A 22,675-nucleotide genomic window follows, 5' to 3' on the forward strand; every position below is an offset into this window, starting at 1 on the left:
TATAATAGAGCTTTCATCTGACATATCGATATAGTTTCTTATACCTCCCTTCTCACTTTTAACCTCAACTGCATCATTGCCAATTTTTAAAATATTAATTCCTAACTCTCTCAGTATTTTGGCTACCTCTACCTTGCTATCCCCAGAAAATTCTATATACGATGTTGTATTATCTATCTCAACATCTATTAATTCTCCTTCTTGCATAGCATTTTCGCCAGCTTTCTCTAGTTCTTCTAGTCTCTCATCTATCTGTGGCTGAACTTCTGGCTGTAGCTCATTATAGATTTCACCTATTAGTTTATTCTGCAATAAAGTATCATGAAAATCTGCACCACTTAGCATTAATTTACGCATTATCTTTTTTCGATCAGTCTTATCAAATTTATGAAAATGTGTACCCAATACTACATACTCTGCAATGCTCCATTCCCCATCGTTATATGCATTTATTCTTGCTCCAGAGGCTAGTACTTGGTCTATAGTTTTGTGCAATTCATTTACGTTTTTTGCCTCTACCACTTCACTTTTAAACCAGCTCAACTTTTCGCTTTCGCTTATACTTGGCTTTATTTTTTGCAAAGCTGAAGCAAATGGATTTAACCCTTCTGGATAATCTGCTTGATTACTCAAAGGTTTTGTGCCATAAATATAGTCAAATCCTTTCCCATAGTTGATTTGGTTTTCGCGAACTTCTCTACAAGGGAAAGGTACTACTTCTTTATCTCCAAGCTTTTTAGCATTATTAATTTTGCTTACAAAGGTGGATTGCTCCTTAGTACGACCAATTCCTACAATAGCATTTAACATCTCACCTTTTGATAATCTATCAAGATCAACGTTTAACTCGTAAACACCCCCCTCTTTATCACTAAAAGGTACAATTATTTTATTATTCATATTAGCCTCCGCTATTAAATATACTTTCTAAGTGTATAGTTATTATACACTGTATTACTTATTATAAATTATAGTGAGTAGATTTGCAAATACTTTCTGCTATAACAATCCGTTTTCTCTAAAGCTAAAATAGCCACCACTTGTGATGATAATGTGATCAAATAACCTAACGCTTACAGTACTACATGCTGCTGCTAAGCTCTTCGTTACTTCTTGATCTTCTTCTGATGGTTCTAAGCGTCCCCCAGGATGGTTGTGTGACATTATTACTAATGTTGCATTCTTTATTAATGCTTTTCTTATAATTTCCTTTATGTATACTGGTGCTTTTTCCATTTCACCAATATAGGATTCTTCTCCAATTAGTTGACGCCTTTTATTCAAGTACAGTATTTTTACACATTCCCTCTCTGCATGACCTATACTTACGTTTAAGTACTCTACTAGCCCTTGTAAGTCCATTATTGGCTCACTCTTAAGCTTTTCTTTCAGTACCCTTTCTAGTGTTTCCTTAACACACATAATCATTGCTACTGCAGAATCAGTTACTCCTTCTATAACTTTCAGGTCATCCATTTCTCGGCCTAAAATCCTTCCTACTCCCGTATAAGTGTTCACCAGATTTTTAGCAATTTCTTGAGCTTGTGGTCTTTCATGTACTGCACTTAAAAACGTTTCCATTATTTCACGATCAAGTAGTGCTTTGCCTTTGCTTTCTAATATTCTGAATTCGATTTCTTCTTTACTTTTATTCATATAATTTACCCTTCACTAACAACAAACTTTTTTTAAATATTTACTGCTGTTTTTTTATCAGCATTGGCATAGAGCCATAGCTTTCGAGTGAAGTCAAATCAATTTTTCAATCTTTTTTACTTATTTTTTCATTAAGAAGTAAAAATATTAATATATAATGATTTTTTATTTTAAATTTGTTGAATTTCGTTCAAAGAGATGCCTACCGCTTGCAAAATAATATCAACAGAAATTCCTTCTTTTACTAAATCTTTTGCAATTTTGATTCTTTCTTCTTCTCTAATTTTCTCCTCACAAATTTGTATGCTTTCAAACAGAGATTTTATTAGCGCATAGCGTAATTCTTGACTCTCAATTTTTTTGTATTCTTTTATTAAATCAGGTAGCTCACTTTCTACTATCTCATCTTCCTCTATGAGCAGATCTGTAATGCTAATTGATAATGTTTCTGCTATTGCATATAATTTTTCCAGTGGAATGGCCACACGTCCTTGCTCATAGTTGCTTATTTCATCACGTGTTGTATCCATTTTCTCAGCCAAATCCTTTTGAGTATACTCCCGTACTGCCCTCCACTCCTTTATCTTTTTTCCTATTTGGTAGTAGATAGAACCCGTTTTTTCTTCAACACATTCATCAGCAGACAGACCAATTGTTTTTGAAACAGTATCAACAGAAACTCCTGCTTTAATAAGACCTTTTGCAATTTTTATTCTCTCCGTTTTTTTACTATTTTTCTCACTAACTTGAACAAATTTGGTTAGTAAACAAAACATTCTACGTAATTCCTGATCATTAATCTTTTTATATTCTCTTACTAGATTTAGTATTTCTTCTCCCTCATCTTCAAGACAGATTTTTTCATTTGATACAGGAATTAGGTCTACAATACCAATCGACAATATCTCTGCTATAGCATACAACTTTTCAATCGAAATTTTACGTGTTCCTTTTTCATATTGTAGTACTACTTGATACGTTACACTGACTTTCTTCGCTAAATCTTTTTGAGTATATCCTCGCTTTAACCTCCAGTTCCTTACTTTTTGTGCTATCTGATACCTTATTGAGATGTTTGCCATAAATATTATACATGTTAATACTACCAAACAAAGATATACAAAAACTTCTATGTTTGCATTTTAGTTGAATATTTCTTCAGAATTGTGTATAATTATTAATGCTTTTTAGGTACTCTTGCTATGGCTCTCTCGAAGTTTCTGGATCCCAAGAATGATGTCGCATTTCGCCGTATCTTTGGCACTGAAAAGAATAAAGACATCCTCATTCACTTTCTCAATGATATTCTGGGTTTTACTGGCAAAAATGAAATAAAGGATATAGAGTTTTTAAGTACTATTCAAGACCCTGATATTGCCTCTAAAAAGCAAAGCATTGTTGATGTATTATGTAGAGATTCCACGGGGATGCAATGGATTATTGAAATGCAGGTCGCTAAAACCAAAGGCTTCGAGAAACGTGCCCAATACTATGCTGCTAAAGCCTATTCAAGACAAGCCGATAAAGGTGATCAATACCAGGACCTTAAGGAAATTATCTTTATTGCTATAGCAGATTGTATTTTATTTCCTGATAAGTCTGAGTACAAATCAAAGCATACTATTCGCGATGAAGATACTAATGAACGTGATCTAAAAGATTTTTACTTTATATTTATTGAGTTGCCTAAATTTCCAAAAACAAAAGAAGATCAGCTTTCAAGTATAGTTGAAAAATGGGTCTACTTCTTTAGATATGCAGATGAAACTAGTGAAGAAGAGCTAGAGAGAATAATAGGAAGTGATCTAATAATTAAAAGAGCGTATGAAGAATTAAATAGGTTCAACTGGTCAGAAAAAGAATTTATAGCCTATGAACAAGAGATAAAGCGTATTCGTGATGAACAGGCTGTCCTCGCTCAAAAACTCGATGATGCCACTCAAAAAGGTAGACAAGAAGGCATCCAAATCGGCCATGAAAAAGGCAGAAAAGCAGAGAAAATTGAGGTTGCAAAGAATCTACTTAAAGCAGGAGTTTCTATTGACATTATAACTCAAACTACTGGTCTTTCTGTTGATTATATTGAGAAAATTCAAGAAAAGAAGTTTTAGCCATAACGTTTTTTTATTAAACCCTCTATTCTGGTAATTTTAATATTGCAATCCATTCTAATTTCTGTATAATGCCTTTTTTACATGACACTGTTAATACTTAATAGGGGGGATAATGCCAACACAGAAAGAGCTTCGGGCTACGATGTCCAAAAAATTACAGGAAGCTATTAAACATCCAGATCCAGCAGTTGTTGCCGGGAGGAAGTCAGCTATCAAGAGATGGGTGGGAGTCCTTCAAGATAACTTTATGGAGCACATAAAATACTTTAAGGGTGATAAGTTGAAGTTTTTGCACAATGTATTTCAAGATGAAGGTTGCTGGTCAGGTGTAAGGTTGGATAATGCTGCTTTAGGTCAAAGGTTTACTGAAGAAAAAATAGGTGGAATAGATAATCCACTTCGCAAATATGAGATGGCTTGTAGTTACTGTGTAGTGGATAAAATTCATCCTCTCTTTCAAAAAAGATTTGAATCTTATAGGAACAAGTTTCCTCCTGGTGCATTTGATGGTAAAACTGAAACTGAATTTGGCAAATACGTACGAAACTCGTTACTAGATAGCATAAAGAGGAAAGGTCCTGTATTTGATTTCTGGATCGATAGAGAATCTGGGGAATTAAAGAAGTATGATGCAGTAGAAGGTTTTGACAGTGCTGTAAAACTTAAGTGGAGTGAAGGGGTAGAGTATTTTTATAATCATTTAAAAGAAGAAGATAAGGAAAAGAAGCTCACAGAAGCTATTCTTGCTCTTTCTCGCGTTCAATCTGTTGAGAAAGACGCCCCTATTTTAGATTTTTGTGTAAATAAGATAGTCGATAAAGATACTCTTTTACAGAAATTATCACAGAAAGATAAAGGAGTATATTCCCTTTTTGCTGAATTAATAGAGTCATGTTTTTTTGATACGGTTCATGATTTGGTACAGTGCTGGTGTTATAAAGAAGTTTCAGCAAGAGGAGACTGTTCGGACAAAATATTCTCACAGCGAGACTATGAGCTTTTTCTTTCCTCTCTTTCAGATGTGATGTTGAAAAATCCTGAATCAAATGTTCAAGCTAGATCTCTTATTATGGAATTTTGGGAATGTGGTAGCTTGTATCAATACAGAAAAGCTGCTGTTAATACTTCTAATTATACAGTTCCTACAAGTGGTGTATTTGCAGAGTTAATAGTCAATTGGAGACGAGAAGACATTTATAAGACTGATGAAGAAAAAGAAATAGAGAAAAAAGAAATATTAGATATGATGTCATTTGCCAAAGATTGCTTTCCTGAAAAGTTTGAGCTCTTTAAAAAACTAATAATAAGAGACCTTAGATTATGCGGTAGGGAAGGTAAAAGAGTAAATGTAGATTACGGTCTGTTTGCAGAAGAATTATTCTCTGAGTTAGAGAAAACAATTTTACCACCTGGTCCTGTAGGTGATGGTCCTTGCAGTAATTTGCGATCACGATCTAAAGCTCATGGTAGTAAGAAAACAACTTTGCCAGTTGATGATAGTCCGCAGTCTGAGCTTGGAACTCCTAGTGTAAGTGGTGTTTCTTCTTATAAGAAAAAAAGCGTCTTTACGCTTAGTGGTAATAAGTAATCCACTTATGAACTCTTGGTGTTTCTGGTCGTAGTAAATAAGGGGTATTTTGTATGAGTAATGGTGATGGACTTATTAGGAGTTTGGTGGATGGAGATCTTGAAGGATTCAGACAAGGATTTGAATCTTTTTTAGATCAATGTCCATCTTTCTTGTATCATGTAAGTGCAGGTCGTTTCCTTCCTGTATTCTTTTTTAGTATGTTTTCTACTGCACATGATGCTAATATCTTAAATGCAAATGAGAGAGTCTATTTTCGTTTTGATAACCATGGTGTTAATCCACGTAATGGTGAAAATCGAAATACGGCAAACCTAAAAGTTGCTGTTTATCGTGACGGACAGCAAGTTGTCAGATGCTACAGTATTTCTGATCGTCCTAATAGTGATGGGTTGAGGTTCAGTACAAGGGAGAGAAATGCTCTAGTACAAGAGATTAGACGGCAAAATCCAAATTTAAGGGAAGAAGACCTAAATTTTGAGCAATACAAAGTATGCATGCACGGAAAGGGCAAGAGTCAGGGAGAGGCAATTGCAACGGTATTCGAGGTAATTCGTGAAAAAGATCGTCAAGGTAGGGATAAATTTGCCAAATATTCAGCATCTGAAATCAATCTTATTAGACGGCTCTTAGGAGATCACAGACTAACAATTAAGGAAATAGAAGGAAGACAACTCAATCAAAATCAGCGTAGACAACTTGGTAGGTTGGTCAATTTTGCGCAAGTAGCACAGGGTCAACAAGGAATTGATAATTTTATGGAAATGCTAGCGAGTGATAGAAGACAAGATGTAAGAGATAGAATACGCAGAGAAATTTTGCCATACATAACTGACATCTATAATAATTACAGACAAGTACTGGAAAATAATATTGAAAATCGCAATCAAAGATTTGAGGGTCACGGGTTTTTATTAGGTTTCTTAGCAAATTTTAGTCATCGCTACACAATAGGCATCGATCTTGATTTATCTCCTAGAAACACACATGTTGCATTTCTTGTACGTCATCAAGCAGAAAGAGAAAATATTCCTATTGTTATTAATCTTGCTATATTTGACACACCGTCAGATGTTACATTAAACTGTGCCATAGGCTACGCTGGAAGGTTACACACTTCTTCATTTATACCTATCCATACTGAATCAAGAAATACTGTCTGTGTTGGATTAAATTTTAATTTAGATCTAGATCCTTTTAGTGTTGATACAGTAGAACTTCAACAGGATAGATTTCCTTTAGTACAAAGATTATTTGAGTGTTTGGAGAATGAAGGCATTAGAGAAAATGTTAGAGATTTCTTGCTTCACCATCTTCCTGCTGAAATACCAAGAAATGCAGAGAATTATAATAGAATATTTGATTGCATAACTGGCTTTGCTTTTGGAAGTAGTGCTTTTGATAGGCACCCTTTAGAACTAGAAGAGGAAGACGAAGCACCTATAACAAAGTACATATTTAGACATGGTGATGAGGGTTTAAGATGTTTAACTATGGTCTTTCATGCTGAAGGTTCTGATATAGTTATACTTCATATTAGAGCTCACGATGCGCAACAACAAGGAGCCATCAATTTACAGACTCTTAATGTTAATGGAAATGATGTTCATGTGTGGGAAGTTTCATGCACACTTAATAATCAACTTGAACTAGATATTGATCTACCAAATGACCTTGGTTTATATCACGATTACCAAAATAATAATGCAAATAATTTTCTTGCTGGTGATCTTGTACAAGTGCCCAATACTGAAAATGTACATAATACTTTAAATCAAGTTGTGAATGATGGCTGGAAAAATATAGCTCAGCATAGAGGATTATTTCAAGAGATCTCTGGAGCATTGATGCCACTTGTGGATACAATAAATGTTAATAGTGAGGATAAGTTCCGTTCTATACTACATGGTACATTTTATGCTAGTGATAATCCTTATAAAGTGCTTGCTATGTATAAAGTTGGTCAAACATATAGTTTAAAAAGGGGGCAGGAAGAAGAAGGAGAAAGGGTAATACTCACAAGAATTACAGAACAGAGATTAGATCTTTTATTATTAAGACAACCTAGAGAGAATGACCTAGATACTCACCCAATTGGATATGTGTTAAGACTTGCTAATAATGCAGAAGAAGTAGGACAACAGCAAAATGATGCGAGACAAGAAATCGGAAGACTTAAGAAACAACACAGAGGATTTATACCTATTACTTCTGGAAATGAGGTGGTTTTGTTTCCTATTGTGTTTAATAGAGATGCACGCGAAGCAGGTAATCTTATACTTTTCCCAGAAGGGATAGGAAGAGAAGAGTATGTACACAAGCTTGATCGTCATGTTCGCGGTTCAAGACCAGGAGGATTAGTGGGACCTGAAAGTGTTATTGATGAGAATCCACCAGAAGGTCTATTATCAGATCAGACTCGTGAAAACTTTAGGCGTTTTTACGAAGAAAAAGCACCAGGACAAAATTCGATTTTTTTGCTTGATATAGGCGACAATCTACATGTTCCGTTTAGTTACTTGCAAGGTACTAGAGCACAGGTAATAGAAACATTAAAGTCAAGAATAAGGGGAGGTGGTACTCCTACAGCACAAGGAATATTACAACAAATAAATGCTATCCTTCGTAGAAACAACGCTCGTGAGATAGAAGATGTGCATGATCTACTTGCACTAGACTTTGCAACAGATAATCAAAATTATCGTTATTGGCTACAAACTCATGACATGTTTTTCGCTGCACAACAATATACTTTCTATGATGATCGATCTAATCCAACTAATAATCGTCATGATTTTACAATAACTTCAGTAGGAGTCGATGGAAATCAAAATGATCCAACAGGTAGGGGCTTATTAAGTAGTCACATAGCTAACTTTAAACAAAAAGTAGATTCGGGTGAAAAAGATAGATTAATTGCTATTATTAATGTAGGTAATCGTCATTGGGTTACATTAGTTATTGTACACCAAAATGGAAATTATTATGGGTATTATGCTGATTCACTTGGTCCAGATAGTGGTATTGACAATAATATTCGAGGAGCTTTAAGAGAATGTGATATTAACGATGATAATGTCCATAATGTTTCCGTTCATCAGCAAACAGATGGCCATAATTGTGGCATATGGGTATACGAAAATGCTAGGGATATTAACCAAGCTATTGATCAAGCTTTACAGGGAAATAATAACTTTGGAGAGAAAGGTGAGGGTATTATAGGTTATATACGTGGTCTTCTTAGTGTAGGCATTGGAAATGACACTAGACAATCTCAAAGAAATGAACAATACTTTAAAAATCGGAGAAGAAATATTTCACAATTATTCCAAAATGATCCTCTATCTTCTCCTAGGGGTAGACTGATTCAAGATCATCCAGGAATTCAACATGAAATTGATCCATTACTATTACAATTTTTAGGACTCCAATACCCACAGCGTGGAGGTGGAGGAGCATTACAATTAGGCGGAGAAAGAGTGATATCAATTGATTTTGGTAACCCGCAGTCTGCATTAGATAAAATTGATGGAGTGAGTAGAGTTTATAACCATAGCAATAGTAGAGGTAGTAGGTAGAAGTTAATAGGTGGATGAAGTTTTCTTTACTCTATATTTACGCATTGGTTGTAATCGGTCTTCTAGGTTGTTTCTGCATATTTTATCTTACTATTACCCACAAATATAAATGTTTGTTGCGTAGCTCTTAATGGCATAACTTTTGCTTGAAATAACTGTTTATATGGTGCAATTTACAGCTTTTAGTTGCTAAAATTATAACTCTTAGTTTAATAATTTTAATCCAATAAGTTTTCAGGTTAATAAAATTAAATTATTTGAGTAAATACAATACTATGTTTTTATTTGTGGGTAATAGTAAGATATTTTATGGTGGTGTTTATTAACAATAATATAGAAGACTATTATTAAGACTCTTGTCCGTAAAGCACCTTCATTTGCTCCTCTCATGAGAGTGATATTTCCTTCAAATCAGCTAGTTTTAGATGCTGAGGTTGTGTGCCGTTTAAAATGGCTTCCTTAATTTTGGGTATCAAATAATTTAAACGTAAGACCCATTGTAAAAGATAAGATTTAATTTGAAAGAAAAATTGATGTGGTTAAAACTTGACCTTGCGCAGTATAGGAATATTTTTTATAAAAAGAACAATATCGATTTGAAATGTAAAATTATCATAAATTTTTCTTTTTATTCTCAAATGAATTACTATTAATTCAGTAAACTATATTATTAATATCTCAAGTAAATCAACCATTTTCAGCGCTCAAAACCAAGTGCGGTGAGAACAAGTTTTTTTGGTATGGATTGGACTACCAAACGATACATACGAACTTTTTAATATAGTGATTTTGCTATACGCTAAAACTAGCTATATTAGCGGATTTCATCGATATCTACATACGAACTGTTTTGCCCAAGCTTATGAAAATAATTTAAATCCTCTATTTTTATAACCTTATTTTTACGCGGCTTGTTCTCACAAATATACGACCTTTTTTGCAATCTTATGAAGAGTCAATAATTCAATTCTTTATAACACTAGCTAGCATGGTACTTTTACTAAAGTATTTTTTGAAAAAGTTAGTTGACTTATAAATCATTCTCTACTAATATTGGCATGTATTTGTTTATTCTGCTGAAGTTGCTCCATACAGGTTTGCTGTAAAAACTTCAGCAGTTTCCGTACTCCTTTAAAGCATCATATTCCTATATATTAAATATAGCTGGTGTTCTCAATTTTGTTGATCTATAGTAAAATTGGCTAAAACTTCCAGTAATAAACAACTTTTAACCTAGCAGTACTCACCATAAAAACTTAACAAAAATATGAGTAGTAAAAAGATTATGTTGAAATTAGCTTGACACATACTACACATTCTATATAATATATTCTATATCTAGAGCTAGCAGGTAATATGGGTACAGGGTCAGTAAAATATATTGCAGGACCTATCAGTGAACAAAGCAAACACACTGATGAGCAAAAACTGAAGTGTGACCTAAGTGCTGGACAAGAGTGTTCAGAAATAGGTAGCCCAAAAACAGAAGCAACTGAATTACCAGTAGATAGTTATTATGAATTCATTAAGCGAGATTTATTTTGGGCTGATAGAAGTTTGATAGATGATAAAAAATACTTAGAGGATTTAATAGATGAGTGGCTTATTCATGCACCTAACTTAAAACTGGAAAAGAGTCAAAAAAAGTTAAATCAAAAATTACTCAATAGTATTATAAAAGATTTTAATATGGGGAATTATGACTCATTTTCAAATCTTAAGCAGTTTTTAGAAAGTAACGAGAAAAATAAAGACCTGAAGTACGTTCTTAATCTAAAAAGAGGGCATCTAGGAACAACAGTATTGAATGTGTTTGTCGCACACGATGAAGCCATTCATCCTCTTCTCAAAGCTGGTGCTGATCTAAATATGAAGGATAATAAAGGTAAAACACTTTTGCATGATACTGCTATTTATTCCAGTGAGTATGAAGGTCTAAAGTATCTCTTAGATGCAAAAACTGATCCAAATATACAAGATAAAAAAGGTAATACACCTTTACACTATTATGCTGCTAATTGTAATGATTATAGCAGAAAGGTTATGGATTTACTCATAAGCAAAGGAGCTGATTTAAACATAAAAAATAACAATGGAAAAACCCCACTGCAAATTGCAATTGATAGCAACAATATTATAGAGTGTTTTTTAACTGACAACCAAAAAAAGTTAAGAGACCAACTACGTAAAATGGTTAAAGCTACAGATTCTGATGAAGATTGGGATAATCCTTATGGTCCAGGTGTTGAAGATCTGAAAAAATTTTTAGATAAACATAAAAATAACCAAGATTTAAAGATAGTTTTAAATGTTAAGGGTGATAGTTCAATTTGGCCGTTTTGTCAATTTCCTGATGTAAAAGCTTTACTCTTAAAAGCAGGAGCAACTGACTTTGTAGGTAATAAGCAAGATAATTGTGAAAAATGTGATAGTCTCTTATCAGAGATGTATCAAACAAATCAACTTGCTAAGCTAAATAAGTTTTTGAGTAAGGTAGTAAAAGCTAAAAGCATGATTGAACTACAGGAAGTTGTAAATGAGATTATAGCTTCTGGAATGAGATTAAATTTTGCTAAAGACAAAGATTATTACTTTGCAGATCACGTACTAGAAAAAATTGCTCAGCTAGAAGGAAGCTATGGAATTGCCAGTGATATAGTGTGTGCATTAATATCGAGAGGAGCAAAGTTAAAAAACTCAGATAGTTTAAAAGTCATTGATACAATAGAACGAGAGTTTAAAGATCATAAAGCTAATGTAATCAAGGCTCATGTAGAGTACATTAATTATGCTGAAGAATTTTTTAGAGTTGCAAAGGATGCTACCAGTGGTCAACTGTGTGATGGAAAAATCGATAACAGTGTATCTTACTTAGAATACTCAGAGGATAGTATAATAGATGTTGCAAAAATCACAGATAGAACAAGGAATTTAGGAATACCTCAAGGAGAAAAAGGATATGGAAGGAGTGTAATAAAAATTGGCAAAAGTGAGGTGGAAATTATAACCCAAGATGGCATAAGGAATTACACAGATCTTACAGAAGGCAGCGATGTAGTATTAACTTTCTATACTAGTTTGGGAAATGTAGACGTTAGGCTGTATCCTGACATACAGAATAAAAGCAAAATTATAGTAGAAGTGAGTAATAGAGAGGAAATATTAGAAAAATTCAAAGGTCGCGAAGAAGAGTTAGGCAATGATTGCGAGCTTGGTAACTACTGGGTCTACGATGCTATTGAACAGGGATATTTTGAAAGGTCTGGAAAATTAATGCATACTGAAGTAATAAGCGAGTCTAACAACAAATGGACAGAACGTGAAGAGTTAAGAAAGGATTCTATGGAGGAAGTTGCTAGAAGGCATAAGTTATTACAAGATTTACGCAATATTGAGTCTAATATTGTGAAAAAGGAGAAGAATTTTGACGTAAAAACTTACCTGATAGATATCTTTAAAATTTTATCTAGGTTCTATGAAGAAAAAGGGGATATTTCTAAAACAGACTTAGCTAAAGCAGCAGAAAAGGAAAGTAAAAAATTGGGGTTAGAAGGTAAATACAACTGGAGTAAGATTTTTGGTTTAGAGGAAGAAATTATTGAAAAGGCAGAAAAACAAGGTGATAAAGAGCAAAAATCAAACATACCTGATGACTTCTATTTAGGGCACGCAATCAATAATGGAAGCTGTTTTTTTGATTCATTCAGGCAAAGTCTGGAACAACAGAAGGGAATCAAAGTTACTGTAGAGCAGTTAAGGAATGAGTGTAAGAGATTTGCGCAAGACAATCCTCCAGAGTGGTTTATAAGTAAAATTGGCAATGACTTTGATGAGGTTGAAGGTGAGTTCGTAAATCGTGGAATTACGTGTAACCAATATATCAATAGCATTGGAAAGAATGAATTTTGGGGACGTTCCGATATCGAGGGCAGAGTACTTTGTGATAAGTATGGTGTGAAATTGCATGTTGCAGAAAGTAACCCATTGCACACTATTGATAAGCAACAAGATCCGTTCTTGCATCAGTTAATAGATAGCTCAGGATCAAAAGCAGGTAAGATAGATTATAGTCACAATAGTGTCTTACATATGGTAAATGGAGGCCATGATCATTTTCAACCCCTACTTTATAGAAATAAGGCCTTGGCAAAACAAACGCAAGAACAAAAAGATTCCTTATGCTATTCAAGCTTGCCAAGCTGTAGTATGGATGAGTTAAAGATAGAAAAAAAAGCATCTCATCAACAGAAGGCACTGCTTGTAAGTAGACCATAGCTTTGTATATGATTTGTTACACAGCAATGATGGGAGAAGTTTATTGTATCCGTTCAGAGGTGTGGTTTAAGAAACAACAGCTAGCAGGTTTTGAAAAGGGTTTAATTCCTTTTGTTTCCAAGTCAGATACAACGAAATTATCCGCTCAAGAAATCTATTCCCTCGCTCTGACTGTGCAAAATATGAATTCTTACGATAGACAACATAATGCCGTATCTGTCGCTCAACATGGTTATTCGTTAATGGAATATTCTCTGGGTCATCCAAAAATGTCCACATCATTGACTCGGATTTTATAATACCCTTTACCGTTCGTGAAGCTCCTTTTGCTTCAAGTATATAAGATATTTTTATCATGCAGTACTGTATGTATCTTCGTAATTCTTTAGCTTGCTTAGTGAACTTTGAAATACTAATTTCATTTTCTGACAAAGCGTTTTTTAATACAAACAATCCATTAGCTGCGTCTTTTAAACAATGGCCAAGTCTCATTACTTCACTATTCCAACTATGAGATAACCTCTCGAAATTTCTCAATAAGTGAGCCCAACAAATTTGTCGTTTTTCATCACTGAAGTGGTTGTAAACTGCATATCTGTCAGTAATTACCAGGTTTTTGTAATCACAAAATGCACTATTCTTTAAAAATTTCATTCCTCTTGTATCTGCTAACTTCATAAGACTTGCTTTATTGTTGGCAAACATCCAGCACCATCCCAATTTGCCTTTGTTGTAGTGACTGGTTTCATCAATATGCAAAATTTCGCTTGCTTTTATTTCTTCCTCTATTTGTTCATAGGCTTCTTTACATTTTGACGAAACCCTTGCTTCACTATTGGACACACTACCAACACTTATACTCATGTTAAAGATGTCTTTCATAATATTCGCTATTTCTCGCTTTGAATTCTTATAAAACCCACTTAGTGATGCAACTACTGACTTAACTCTAGGACCAAAGGTATCCGGTGTAACTCCTTCTGGTAATTTGCTACTCCTTCTTTTTCCGCATTTACGACAGCGACCATGTTCTAATTGATACTCAACTACGTAAGGCTTAATTTCTGGTAAATCAACTTTTTGATAGACATATGGTTTTTCCGATATTGCGATTTCTTCACCACACTCGCATCTATTTGGTAACTCTACCTTCACCACCTCATCTGCTTCCATTTTAGCTCGGCAATTCCCCTTATGTCCAACTTGACCACCTATCTTCCTGCCGCCCTCTGACTTATCTTCTGGTGTGTCTTTTTTTATTTTGTACAGCTCTTTTGAACTTGGTAAAGATGAATTCCTTGAGTTTAAGCCGAGTCTCTCTCTTAGTTCAGCATTCTCTATTTCTAAGATTTTATTTTTTTCTTCAATCTTTGCTACTTTCTGCTCTAAGTTTTTACATAACTCTACAATACTGATCAACAATTGAAGCATCTAGCCTTACTTTACTATCAACATTTTGTGTTATTACTACTTTAATATATTATGTCAATTGTTTTTTATCCTTGCCACACCTCTGAACGGATACAAATATTTACTTAATATACTAGTATTTACCTTGACTAAACAATTATAGTGCTGTATGATTTGTACTTAAGCTTTAATAGTGAGGTGTTGATGGACGCACAAGAATTAGAAAACTTACAGAAAAGTTCATCAACAAAATCCCAAGATGCTGGGGAGAAAACATCAGAAGAGTTGGAAAGAAATTTAAACCCGAATGAAGCCAATAATGATATATTCTAAAATCTATCAAGAATACGAGGGAGAAACATGGACAGAGTCATTAATGAATGGTTTTATAGCCGCTGTTTCTTTGGGATTTGGCTTCCTTCTAGGAAAAATTCTACAAACGAAGCTGTTTCTACAAATCTAGAAAACGCTGCTGTTGAACAACCCAATGTGCAACAAACCCTACCCTTATGTATATAAAATGACAAATTTTATAACTAAAAAAGTACTTCCCCATTTTCAAAGCACTGCATACAATAGAATTATATTGTAGTGCCTTATACTCATCCTGAGATATAGGAAAACAATCTGTACGACATTTTAAGCTGGCTCAGAGCGCTGGCAAACCCAATACCATAATTTACAAGGAGGACTTATGAATAAGAAATTTCTCTATTCACCATTGTCAATAAAAAGCATAGAAGAAAACGGAGTATTTTCTGGCTATGCGAGCGTTTTTAATATAGTTGATAAGCAAAATGATCTGATATTGCCTGGAGCATTTAAGAACAACTTAAATAAAAGTCAGATAAAACTTCTTTGGCAGCACAACCCAAGTGAGCCTATAGGTAATATTACAGATATTTGCGAAAATGATATTGGCCTATATATAACTGCACATTTGCTTTTTGGTATTCAAAAAGCAGAGGAAGCATATTTAATGCTAAAAACTGGAACTATTAACGGGCTTTCGATTGGCTATATACCAATAGAGTATGATGTTGATCATGAAAGCGGAGCTCGAGTGTTAAAACAAGTGGAGCTATGGGAAGTTAGTTTAGTCACTTTTCCTGCAAATTTGTCAGCTCAGGTAATCAATGTGAAGAATCATTACAATGAACAAGAAATGTTAGCAAGAGCAATAGAAAAAGCAAATTCTGTGCTTACAAACATGTGTATTTCTACTTAAAATTTATAAAAATTTTCACATAATTTAACATTAATATTATTATTTATTTAATAATTATATTAATATATATAACTTCAATACTTTGAAAATTAGGTAATTTTATGATGAATGCTAACAATGAGGTTAATTACGAACCTAGTATTAAACAAAAGGAAAAAAAATACAGCTTATCCACTGTGCTTGCTTGGCTATATCTAAAAACAATTGGACGAATATTGCCAGAGAGATGGAATAAATGGGCAGAGAATATTCTACACCACAATAAGGTTATTGTGGATAGTGGAGTTCAGACTGAGATAATGAGTAAAAATAAAACTACGAAGACTAAATATGATAAAATAGAGGGTAAAAATTTCCAAGCTATAGTATTTTCTAAAATGGATGATAAAGTTCCATTATGGTATTACCAACCAAAAGCTGTAAGTCTGTATATTTATACATGAGAGGTCTGAGGCGGCTTTTGATGGTATGCCAACAGTATTCTATAGGATTCAAATCTGGTGAATATGTTGGAAGATACAGCAAATGACAGCCAAAAGACTCTATTAATGATTTTGTTTTAGTGGTCTTATGAAATGTAGCATTATCCATAACTATAGTTGTGCCAAGTGGCAATTTAGGTAATAACATCTTCTCCAACCATGTATTGAATACCTCTTTGTCACACCCACCTTTGAAAGTCATTGGTGCAATAAATCTCTTTCCAATCCACCCGGCTACTATACTGATTCTCTCTCGAGTTCTCCCTGGAATATCTGCATAAATTTTCTTTCCTCTTGGAGCGCGTCCATATTCTCGGTATAACTTATTATCAACTCCTGCTTCATCTATATATAAGATGCTGGAATGGTCTATTTTTGAGATTTTATCAATAAATTGCTCCCTATCTTCTTGATTGCGCTCTTGATATAGTGTGACTTTTTTTTAAAGTAATTTTTAGCTGTTTTAGTCTATACCAAATTGAGTTTATTCCAAATCCAAGATTTTGTTTCATCTCTGCCAGAGTATGATCTGGATTCTTTGTAACATATTCTTCGAGTATTTTGGGGTCTATTTTTCGAATAAAGCTACCGTTTTTAGATGGCTTGAGGCTTTCACCAGCAGCTTTCTTTTTTAACCAACGGTACAGAGTTGCTATTCCTATCTCCATAAGCTCTGCTACCTCAACCTTTGTCTTACCTTTTTCTATCATCAATACTGCCTTTTCCCTTAAATCCACACTATATGCCATTATAACTCAAATACTTTATTATACCTTTATCATTTACTTTAGGAAATACTATATTTCATAACTGTACAAATATTGTAGATCAGGAAACTTCAGTCCTTGATACTGGAATAACATCTCTATACTACTCCGGGCCAATCTAAATATTAAGAAATTTACCATATAAAAAAAAGGCAAAAGAAACCCTATTAGCTATTATCTATTTTTTAAATTTACGTTCTTTATTGTCTCATTTGACGTTCACTAAACAGAATGTAGTCTAAGTACAAACTTGTGAAAGGCTTATGTGTAATGCTTCTCCACATAATCACTAATAATTTCCTTAAATTCTTCAAAAATATTATCACCTTGTAAAGTTTTGAAATATTTGCCGTCTTTGTAGACTGCTGAAACAGGTTTTTCTCCGTATCCAGGCAGGCTGATCCCCAGATTTGCATGTTTGCTCTCTCCAGGACCATTTACTATGCATCCCATAACAGCAACGTTCATATACTCTACACCAGGATTCTTTTTCTTCCATACCGGCATATGAGTTTTTATGTAGCCATTTACTTCCTTAGTTAATATACGAAAACGATCGCTACTTGTGCGTCCACAACCAGGACATGAACTCACCTGAGGGTTAAAGTAGCGCAAACCTATAGACTGCAGTATTTCCTGACATACTACCACCTCATTAGTGCGTGATTCACCAGGGCGCTGAGTTAAAGAAGCCCGGATAGTGTCTCCAATACCATTTTGCAATAAATAAGTAAGCCCTGCTGTGGTATTTACTACGCCTTTGTTACCCATACCAGCTTCGGTTAAACCCAAATGCAGCGCATAATTGGAAGATTGTGCAAGTGCCGTATAAACTAAAATTAAATCTTGCACTCTACTGACTTTACATGAAATGATTATTTTCTCTGCATTAAGGCCAATCTTTTCAGCTTTTTTTGCACTACCAAGAGCAGACATTACAAGCGTCTTACGTAATATAACATCAGAAGTTTTTGGATTACTAGACAAGGAGTTTTCATCCATTAATTTTTGTGAAAGGTACTTATCAAGACTACCCCAATTTACTCCAATTCTGACAGGAAGATCATGCGTTATTGCATACTCTATAATTTTTTCAAATTTTTCATCACGTTTATCACCAAAGCCTATATTACCTGGATTTATCCTAATTTTACCCAGAATTTTAATGTTGTCTGGATAATCCTGAATCAGCCTGTAGAGCTCATATTGTCCACAGCCTACTAATATCTTACCATCAAAGCCTTCTTTATTTATTTCCTCTACTATATAAGGTATTGCTTTTGCTACTTCCTCTGAGTTCAAAGCAATTCGCACCAATTCTGAACCTGCATGCGCTAGTTCTATTACTTCTTTTGCATATTTCTGAGCACTGCTTTTTATGTTGTCAGAATCTATATGTGCACCAAGTGCCATGGATTGAACAACTATAGGATTATTTCCACCTATCTTCACTTGTCCAACTTTTACAGTATGAGTTTTATGCCTGGAAACCGGCAATGACTCATATGCATCATCACTCAATGTCAGGTCTCTATCTAGCATATTATTAATCGTGACACTATTTTACTGTGTCAACTACACTGCCAAATGAACTTGAACCATTTAAACTATGCTGTGGTGTTCTATTTAGATCAGTAATAGAATCATGAGAGCACGTTCTTCTTGATGGACTTTCTTTTATAGTAACATTTATAGGGGAAACTTTTTTTTCTCGTGTTGAAGTAACTTTTTTCCCTTTTTGTTGTTCACTTTTATGCTGCTTACTTTCATACTGAGAAACTGGCTCTTGATCTATAAATACAGCACCCTTTAAACGTGCAAGATTAATACCATGCTGATTGATCATAGCATCCTCCCCATCTTCAACTATGCAAGCTCCCACGTTGTTTGGCTCGTTATCAAGGCTAGCAATTTTTTTTTCTTTTAATTTTTTGATTAGATCTTCTTTATTTATAGCTAGATCTTGTAACTTTTTTTTCTTGAGGAGCTCCCTACGCTTCTCATACAGTTTATATGACTCAGCAAAATCCTCGTCTGCATGAAAGTTTGCACCACCAGGGTTACCAGGAGGTATGTACCTCTTACTGAACTTTACCTTAGACTTCGCTTCAACATTATGTACAGTAAAGAAACTAGAAACCAAAAGTATTAATATAAATAAAACTTTAGAAAAGATCTTAAGCATATTATAGTGAATATTGTGCTTTAAAAGATACCAATTAACAAACTTCAAGTAAATCAGAATCTCTACCAACTTTATAATACAAACATCTTTCTAAAAAATTTACTACCAAAACCTACATAATCTAAAGGAAATTTAAGGTGTTACAAATTTTACGTAACACCCTTTCAAGAAGAGCATTACACTCTTCCTTGCTGTAAGTTATTCTTCAGTTTTTCGGTATCATTCACATTATTAAACTTTCCGCTTGGCATATCTTGAGACAAGTCGTTTTTCTTCTCTTTATCAAGCTTAACTCCCTGATAGATACAGAATGCAACAAAACTAGTTACAGCTATTGCAGCAACAGCACTGACTATGGCACAAGTTAGTATTGCTTGTTCTTGTCCCCCTACCATGTCTGCAAATGTTTCTACTTTTTCTTCTAAGCCTGTAAATTTTTCTTGCAAGCCGCTTAAGTGCTCTTGCATAGCTTGAAACTGCTCAGTACCAATCTTGTCTTCTAATGCACCAAAAACTTTTTCAAACTGCTCAACATCTATCTTTTGAGCTTCTTGCCACTCTTTTAATGCACTAAATACCTCTTCAAACTGTTTAGCATCTATCTTTTGAGCTTCTTGCCATTCTTTTAATGCGCTAAATACTTCTTGAAACTTTTTAGCATCAATATTTTGACTTTCCTGCAATGCTGTTACATCCGATTTATCAAAACCGAATACAAATTTGGTTATACCCATTTTTAACCCCCTAGCTAATTAATATATTACTATTGTACGTTTTTAGTAGTTAATTTAGTATTAAACACTATATAACTGGGATCCAATAAGAAATATCTGGTCATGCGCTGGAACTTTTGAATTCCAGTTATGCAAGAGATCTATTGATCTTAGAAATAACTTTCCTTGGTTTAAGTTAAGGGTTATTCTACCAATATCTCTCTCTTTCCTGAGTAACTCGGAGCACTGACAATACCTTCTTTCTCCATTCTTTCAACAATATTTGCAGCTCTGTTATAGCCTATTCTAAGTTGCCTTTGAATGTAACTAGTTGAAACCTTTTGATCTCTCTGAATGATGGCCACTGCTTGCTTGTATAGATCGTTCTCTTCATCTTCTGTTTCACCTTCTGATTCCGCAAAAGAATTTTCATCTTCTCGAGTGATTTCCTCCATGTAGTTTGGCTCACCTTGCGTTTTCAGATGATCAACTATATTTTGCACCTCATCATCACTTACAAATGGACCGTGAACTCGAATAATCTTGCCACCAGAAGCCATATAAAGCATATCACCCATACCAAGCAATTGTTCAGCTCCTTGTTCACCAAGTATTGTACGGCTATCTATCTTAGAAGTAACAGCAAAACTAATTCTCGTTGGAAAGTTTGCTTTTATCACACCTGTTATCACATCTACAGACGGACGTTGCGTTGCCATTATGATGTGTATTCCTGCAGCACGAGCCATCTGAGCTAAACGTTGAATAGAGCATTCTATATCTTTGCCAGCAACAAGCATTAAATCTGCCATTTCATCTACAATCACCACAATATACGGAAATGTCTCCATTTTAAGTGGTATTTTTTCAAATAAAGGTTTACCCGTTGTTGAGTTAAACCCAATCTGTACAACACGTTCCAATTCTATTCCGCTATTCATCGCTTCTGTAATTTTTTGATTATAGTTTATTACATTCCGCACATTTAAATATGACATCATACGATAGCGATTTTCCATCTCTTTCACGATCCACTTAAGAGCAATAACAGCTTTTTTTGGCTCTGTTACCACTGGTGTTATTAGATGCGGTATTGCATCATATATTGAAAGCTCAAGCATTTTTGGATCGATCATTATCATCTTGCATTCATCAGGACTTAGTCGATAAACAAGCGACAGAATCATCGTGTTAATTGCAACCGACTTACCTGACCCTGTAGTTCCGGCAACAAGCAAGTGGGGCATTTTAGTCAGATCTGCAATAACTGGTTTTCCGCTTATTTCCTTGCCAAGCGCAATTGGAAGATTTAAGTTTGCATTTTGGTATTCTGGTGATTCAAGTAAATCACGCAGCATTACAATCTCTCGCTCCTTGTTTGGCAATTCTATTCCCATGGCATTTTGTCCACGAATTATTGAAATACGTGCAGAAAGTGCACTCATTGAACGTGCAATATCATCTGCAAGACCAATCACTCTTGCAGATTTTGTACCTGCTTGTGGTTCAAGTTTGTATAAAGTCACAACCGGTCCATAACATACACTTATAATTTTTCCTTGCACGCCAAAATCACTCAGCACCTGTTCGAGCAGAGATAAATTCTTATTGCTCTCTAATGCATTCAACTGTTTTCTCTGCATAGATTCTTCTACTTTAGAAAGTAAGTGAATGCTTGGAAACTCAAACTCGCTAGAAGGTGGTTTAAAAATCTCTTCGGTAGCTTTTTTCTGTCTTTCTTTTGGCTGTTGTCTAGTGGTTCTATATTTTCCCTCTATTACTAATGGTGCTATTGAATAATCAGTAGTTTTACGTAACCTGAAAAACAGAAACTTTGCAAAAAAGGAAGCTATTTTTTTGCATAGGAAAAGTAAAGAATAAACTGTTCTCTTCCAACCAACCAACCCTACAACACCTATTGATGCTACTACTGTGAATATGTAAAATGGGCAGTGGTCAATTAGAGCATTACCGACTATTCCACCGTGCATGTATCTAGCAGTAATGCCAAGCGAAAGTTGCGACAATATAGCATATATTGCTACATTGATTAACGTTAGGTAGATAATTTTCAGCAATGATGCTCTGAAAATTAAAAAGTAAACTATGGTTGTAGCTATTGTAATACTAGCGAGTCCAAGAAATTGAACCAATATATCAGCTAAATATGAACCTACTACTCCGCCCAAATTTGTTACTTCCTGATTTGTAGCTGTATTTAAGGATGGATCTTTATAATTATAGCTAAAAACCGATATATATATATACATTAATAGTGACAAGTATATCGCTGATTTTAGCTGTTTTTTTAACATCTACTTAAAGTAATAAGTAATTGTATATTTTACAAAGTGAATTGCTATTATCAATATCATCACGGATAAATCTAATCCATTGAATGGTTGTATATACCTTCTGATAACCTTTAGTGGAGGATAAGTGAGTCTGTTTAAAGTTTGCATTATGCTGCTTACAATCTCATTATACATGTTAACTACATTCAATTTAATCAACAAATCGAGAGCAACTGAGCATATTAGAACGAAGCTGTAAAGATCAAGTAAAAGGTTAAGTAAGTATATGATTGGATGCATATTACTAATTTATACTAAAGTCTATTATGTGTAGTGATATGTATAAAATCAAGCCCCACAATAATTTTTATGCTGAAATAGGTGT

General features: G+C 34.2%; 17 protein-coding genes. 6 read left to right on the plus strand and 11 right to left on the minus strand.

Going from position 1 to position 22,675, the window contains the following annotated elements; translation table 11 throughout:
* From OM962_RS00005 to wmk, 3 genes are all read right to left on the minus strand, one after another.
* On the minus strand, nucleotides 1-900 hold a 900-nt coding region (locus OM962_RS00005; protein ID WP_264330401.1), incomplete at its 3' end, for a hypothetical protein.
* 99 nt (nucleotides 901-999) lie between these two features.
* The gene (locus tag OM962_RS00010; protein WP_264330402.1) at nucleotides 1,000-1,656 is read right to left on the minus strand and encodes a JAB domain-containing protein; all 657 of its coding nucleotides are present in this window, start codon (nucleotides 1,654-1,656) and stop codon (nucleotides 1,000-1,002) included.
* Nucleotides 1,657-1,826: 170 nt separating this feature from the next.
* Nucleotides 1,827-2,738, minus strand: coding sequence for a WO male-killing family protein Wmk (wmk, locus tag OM962_RS00015; protein ID WP_264330403.1), 912 nt, complete (start codon nucleotides 2,736-2,738; stop codon nucleotides 1,827-1,829).
* A 120-nt stretch (nucleotides 2,739-2,858) separates the two neighbouring features.
* Between wmk and OM962_RS00020 the strand changes: the two genes are divergently transcribed.
* The 4 genes from OM962_RS00020 to OM962_RS00035 all read left to right on the plus strand — a co-directional run bounded on the left by OM962_RS00020 (nucleotide 2,859) and on the right by OM962_RS00035 (nucleotide 13,211).
* A complete protein-coding gene (locus tag OM962_RS00020; protein WP_264330404.1) occupies nucleotides 2,859-3,767 on the plus strand; it encodes an Rpn family recombination-promoting nuclease/putative transposase in 909 nt (302 codons plus the stop codon).
* Between the two features lie 115 nt (nucleotides 3,768-3,882).
* Complete coding sequence (locus OM962_RS00025) at nucleotides 3,883-5,358, plus strand: hypothetical protein (RefSeq protein ID WP_019236549.1); 1,476 nt, start codon at nucleotides 3,883-3,885, stop codon at nucleotides 5,356-5,358.
* A gap of 53 nt (nucleotides 5,359-5,411) precedes the next feature.
* Nucleotides 5,412-8,936: a cytoplasmic incompatibility factor CifB gene (locus OM962_RS00030; RefSeq protein WP_019236548.1), complete on the plus strand. Its 3,525-nt coding sequence runs from the start codon at nucleotides 5,412-5,414 to the stop codon at nucleotides 8,934-8,936.
* Nucleotides 8,937-10,292: 1,356 nt separating this feature from the next.
* On the plus strand, nucleotides 10,293-13,211 hold the full coding sequence (locus tag OM962_RS00035; RefSeq protein ID WP_264330405.1) for an ankyrin repeat domain-containing protein: 2,919 nt from the start codon (nucleotides 10,293-10,295) through the stop codon (nucleotides 13,209-13,211).
* A gap of 66 nt (nucleotides 13,212-13,277) precedes the next feature.
* On the opposite strand, the gene tnpC is transcribed toward OM962_RS00035, so the two are convergent.
* Nucleotides 13,278-14,630: an IS66 family transposase gene (gene tnpC, locus OM962_RS00040; RefSeq protein ID WP_264330459.1), complete on the minus strand. Its 1,353-nt coding sequence runs from the start codon at nucleotides 14,628-14,630 to the stop codon at nucleotides 13,278-13,280.
* A 195-nt stretch (nucleotides 14,631-14,825) separates the two neighbouring features.
* Here tnpC and OM962_RS00045 point away from each other — a divergent pair, with 195 nt between their 5' ends.
* Both OM962_RS00045 and OM962_RS00050 read left to right on the plus strand, forming a co-directional pair.
* On the plus strand, nucleotides 14,826-14,954 hold the full coding sequence (locus tag OM962_RS00045; protein ID WP_006013643.1) for a hypothetical protein: 129 nt from the start codon (nucleotides 14,826-14,828) through the stop codon (nucleotides 14,952-14,954).
* Nucleotides 14,955-15,315: 361 nt separating this feature from the next.
* Nucleotides 15,316-15,849 carry an HK97 family phage prohead protease gene (locus OM962_RS00050; protein ID WP_264330406.1) on the plus strand — a complete coding sequence of 178 codons (534 nt, stop codon included), beginning with the start codon at nucleotides 15,316-15,318 and terminating at the stop codon, nucleotides 15,847-15,849.
* Nucleotides 15,850-16,221: 372 nt separating this feature from the next.
* Here OM962_RS00050 and OM962_RS00055 read toward each other — a convergent pair whose 3' ends face one another.
* The 7 genes from OM962_RS00055 to OM962_RS00085 form a co-directional block, all read right to left on the minus strand.
* Nucleotides 16,222-16,722, minus strand: a complete 501-nt coding sequence (locus OM962_RS00055; RefSeq protein ID WP_319606738.1) for an IS630 family transposase — start codon at nucleotides 16,720-16,722, stop codon at nucleotides 16,222-16,224.
* Nucleotides 16,723-16,732: 10 nt separating this feature from the next.
* A complete protein-coding gene (locus tag OM962_RS00060; RefSeq protein WP_213864026.1) occupies nucleotides 16,733-17,080 on the minus strand; it encodes an IS630 transposase-related protein in 348 nt (115 codons plus the stop codon).
* A 279-nt stretch (nucleotides 17,081-17,359) separates the two neighbouring features.
* Nucleotides 17,360-18,640, minus strand: coding sequence for a flavodoxin-dependent (E)-4-hydroxy-3-methylbut-2-enyl-diphosphate synthase (ispG, locus tag OM962_RS00065; protein ID WP_264330407.1), 1,281 nt, complete (start codon nucleotides 18,638-18,640; stop codon nucleotides 17,360-17,362).
* 16 nt (nucleotides 18,641-18,656) lie between these two features.
* Nucleotides 18,657-19,283, minus strand: coding sequence for a TRP75-related protein (locus OM962_RS00070; protein WP_264330408.1), 627 nt, complete (start codon nucleotides 19,281-19,283; stop codon nucleotides 18,657-18,659).
* A gap of 176 nt (nucleotides 19,284-19,459) precedes the next feature.
* Nucleotides 19,460-20,017, minus strand: a complete 558-nt coding sequence (locus OM962_RS00075) for a hypothetical protein (RefSeq protein ID WP_007302667.1) — start codon at nucleotides 20,015-20,017, stop codon at nucleotides 19,460-19,462.
* A 182-nt stretch (nucleotides 20,018-20,199) separates the two neighbouring features.
* The gene (locus tag OM962_RS00080; protein ID WP_264330409.1) at nucleotides 20,200-22,311 is read right to left on the minus strand and encodes a DNA translocase FtsK; all 2,112 of its coding nucleotides are present in this window, start codon (nucleotides 22,309-22,311) and stop codon (nucleotides 20,200-20,202) included.
* The gene (locus tag OM962_RS00085; RefSeq protein WP_214250092.1) at nucleotides 22,312-22,590 is read right to left on the minus strand and encodes a YggT family protein; all 279 of its coding nucleotides are present in this window, start codon (nucleotides 22,588-22,590) and stop codon (nucleotides 22,312-22,314) included.
* Nucleotides 22,591-22,675 lie beyond the last annotated feature (85 nt).

This window comes from Wolbachia endosymbiont (group B) of Erebia ligea (genome assembly GCF_947179575.1).
GTDB lineage: Bacteria > Pseudomonadota > Alphaproteobacteria > Rickettsiales > Anaplasmataceae > Wolbachia > Wolbachia pipientis_C.

Bases quoted from the DNA above. Each gene is read 5' to 3' on its own strand.
- OM962_RS00010 (WP_264330402.1), bottom strand. From the start codon at position 1,656: ATGAATAAAAGTAAAGAAGAAATCGAATTCAGAATATTAGAAAGCAAA.
- wmk (WP_264330403.1), bottom strand. From the start codon at position 2,738: ATGGCAAACATCTCAATAAGGTATCAGATAGCACAAAAAGTAAGGAAC.
- OM962_RS00020 (WP_264330404.1), top strand. From the start codon at position 2,859: ATGGCTCTCTCGAAGTTTCTGGATCCCAAGAATGATGTCGCATTTCGC.
- OM962_RS00025 (WP_019236549.1), top strand. From the start codon at position 3,883: ATGCCAACACAGAAAGAGCTTCGGGCTACGATGTCCAAAAAATTACAG.
- OM962_RS00030 (WP_019236548.1), top strand. From the start codon at position 5,412: ATGAGTAATGGTGATGGACTTATTAGGAGTTTGGTGGATGGAGATCTT.
- OM962_RS00035 (WP_264330405.1), top strand. From the start codon at position 10,293: ATGGGTACAGGGTCAGTAAAATATATTGCAGGACCTATCAGTGAACAA.
- OM962_RS00045 (WP_006013643.1), top strand. From the start codon at position 14,826: ATGGACGCACAAGAATTAGAAAACTTACAGAAAAGTTCATCAACAAAA.
- OM962_RS00050 (WP_264330406.1), top strand. From the start codon at position 15,316: ATGAATAAGAAATTTCTCTATTCACCATTGTCAATAAAAAGCATAGAA.
- OM962_RS00060 (WP_213864026.1), bottom strand. From the start codon at position 17,080: ATGGCATATAGTGTGGATTTAAGGGAAAAGGCAGTATTGATGATAGAA.
- ispG (WP_264330407.1), bottom strand. From the start codon at position 18,640: ATGCTAGATAGAGACCTGACATTGAGTGATGATGCATATGAGTCATTG.
- OM962_RS00070 (WP_264330408.1), bottom strand. From the start codon at position 19,283: ATGCTTAAGATCTTTTCTAAAGTTTTATTTATATTAATACTTTTGGTT.
- OM962_RS00075 (WP_007302667.1), bottom strand. From the start codon at position 20,017: ATGGGTATAACCAAATTTGTATTCGGTTTTGATAAATCGGATGTAACA.
- OM962_RS00080 (WP_264330409.1), bottom strand. From the start codon at position 22,311: ATGTTAAAAAAACAGCTAAAATCAGCGATATACTTGTCACTATTAATG.
- OM962_RS00085 (WP_214250092.1), bottom strand. From the start codon at position 22,590: ATGCATCCAATCATATACTTACTTAACCTTTTACTTGATCTTTACAGC.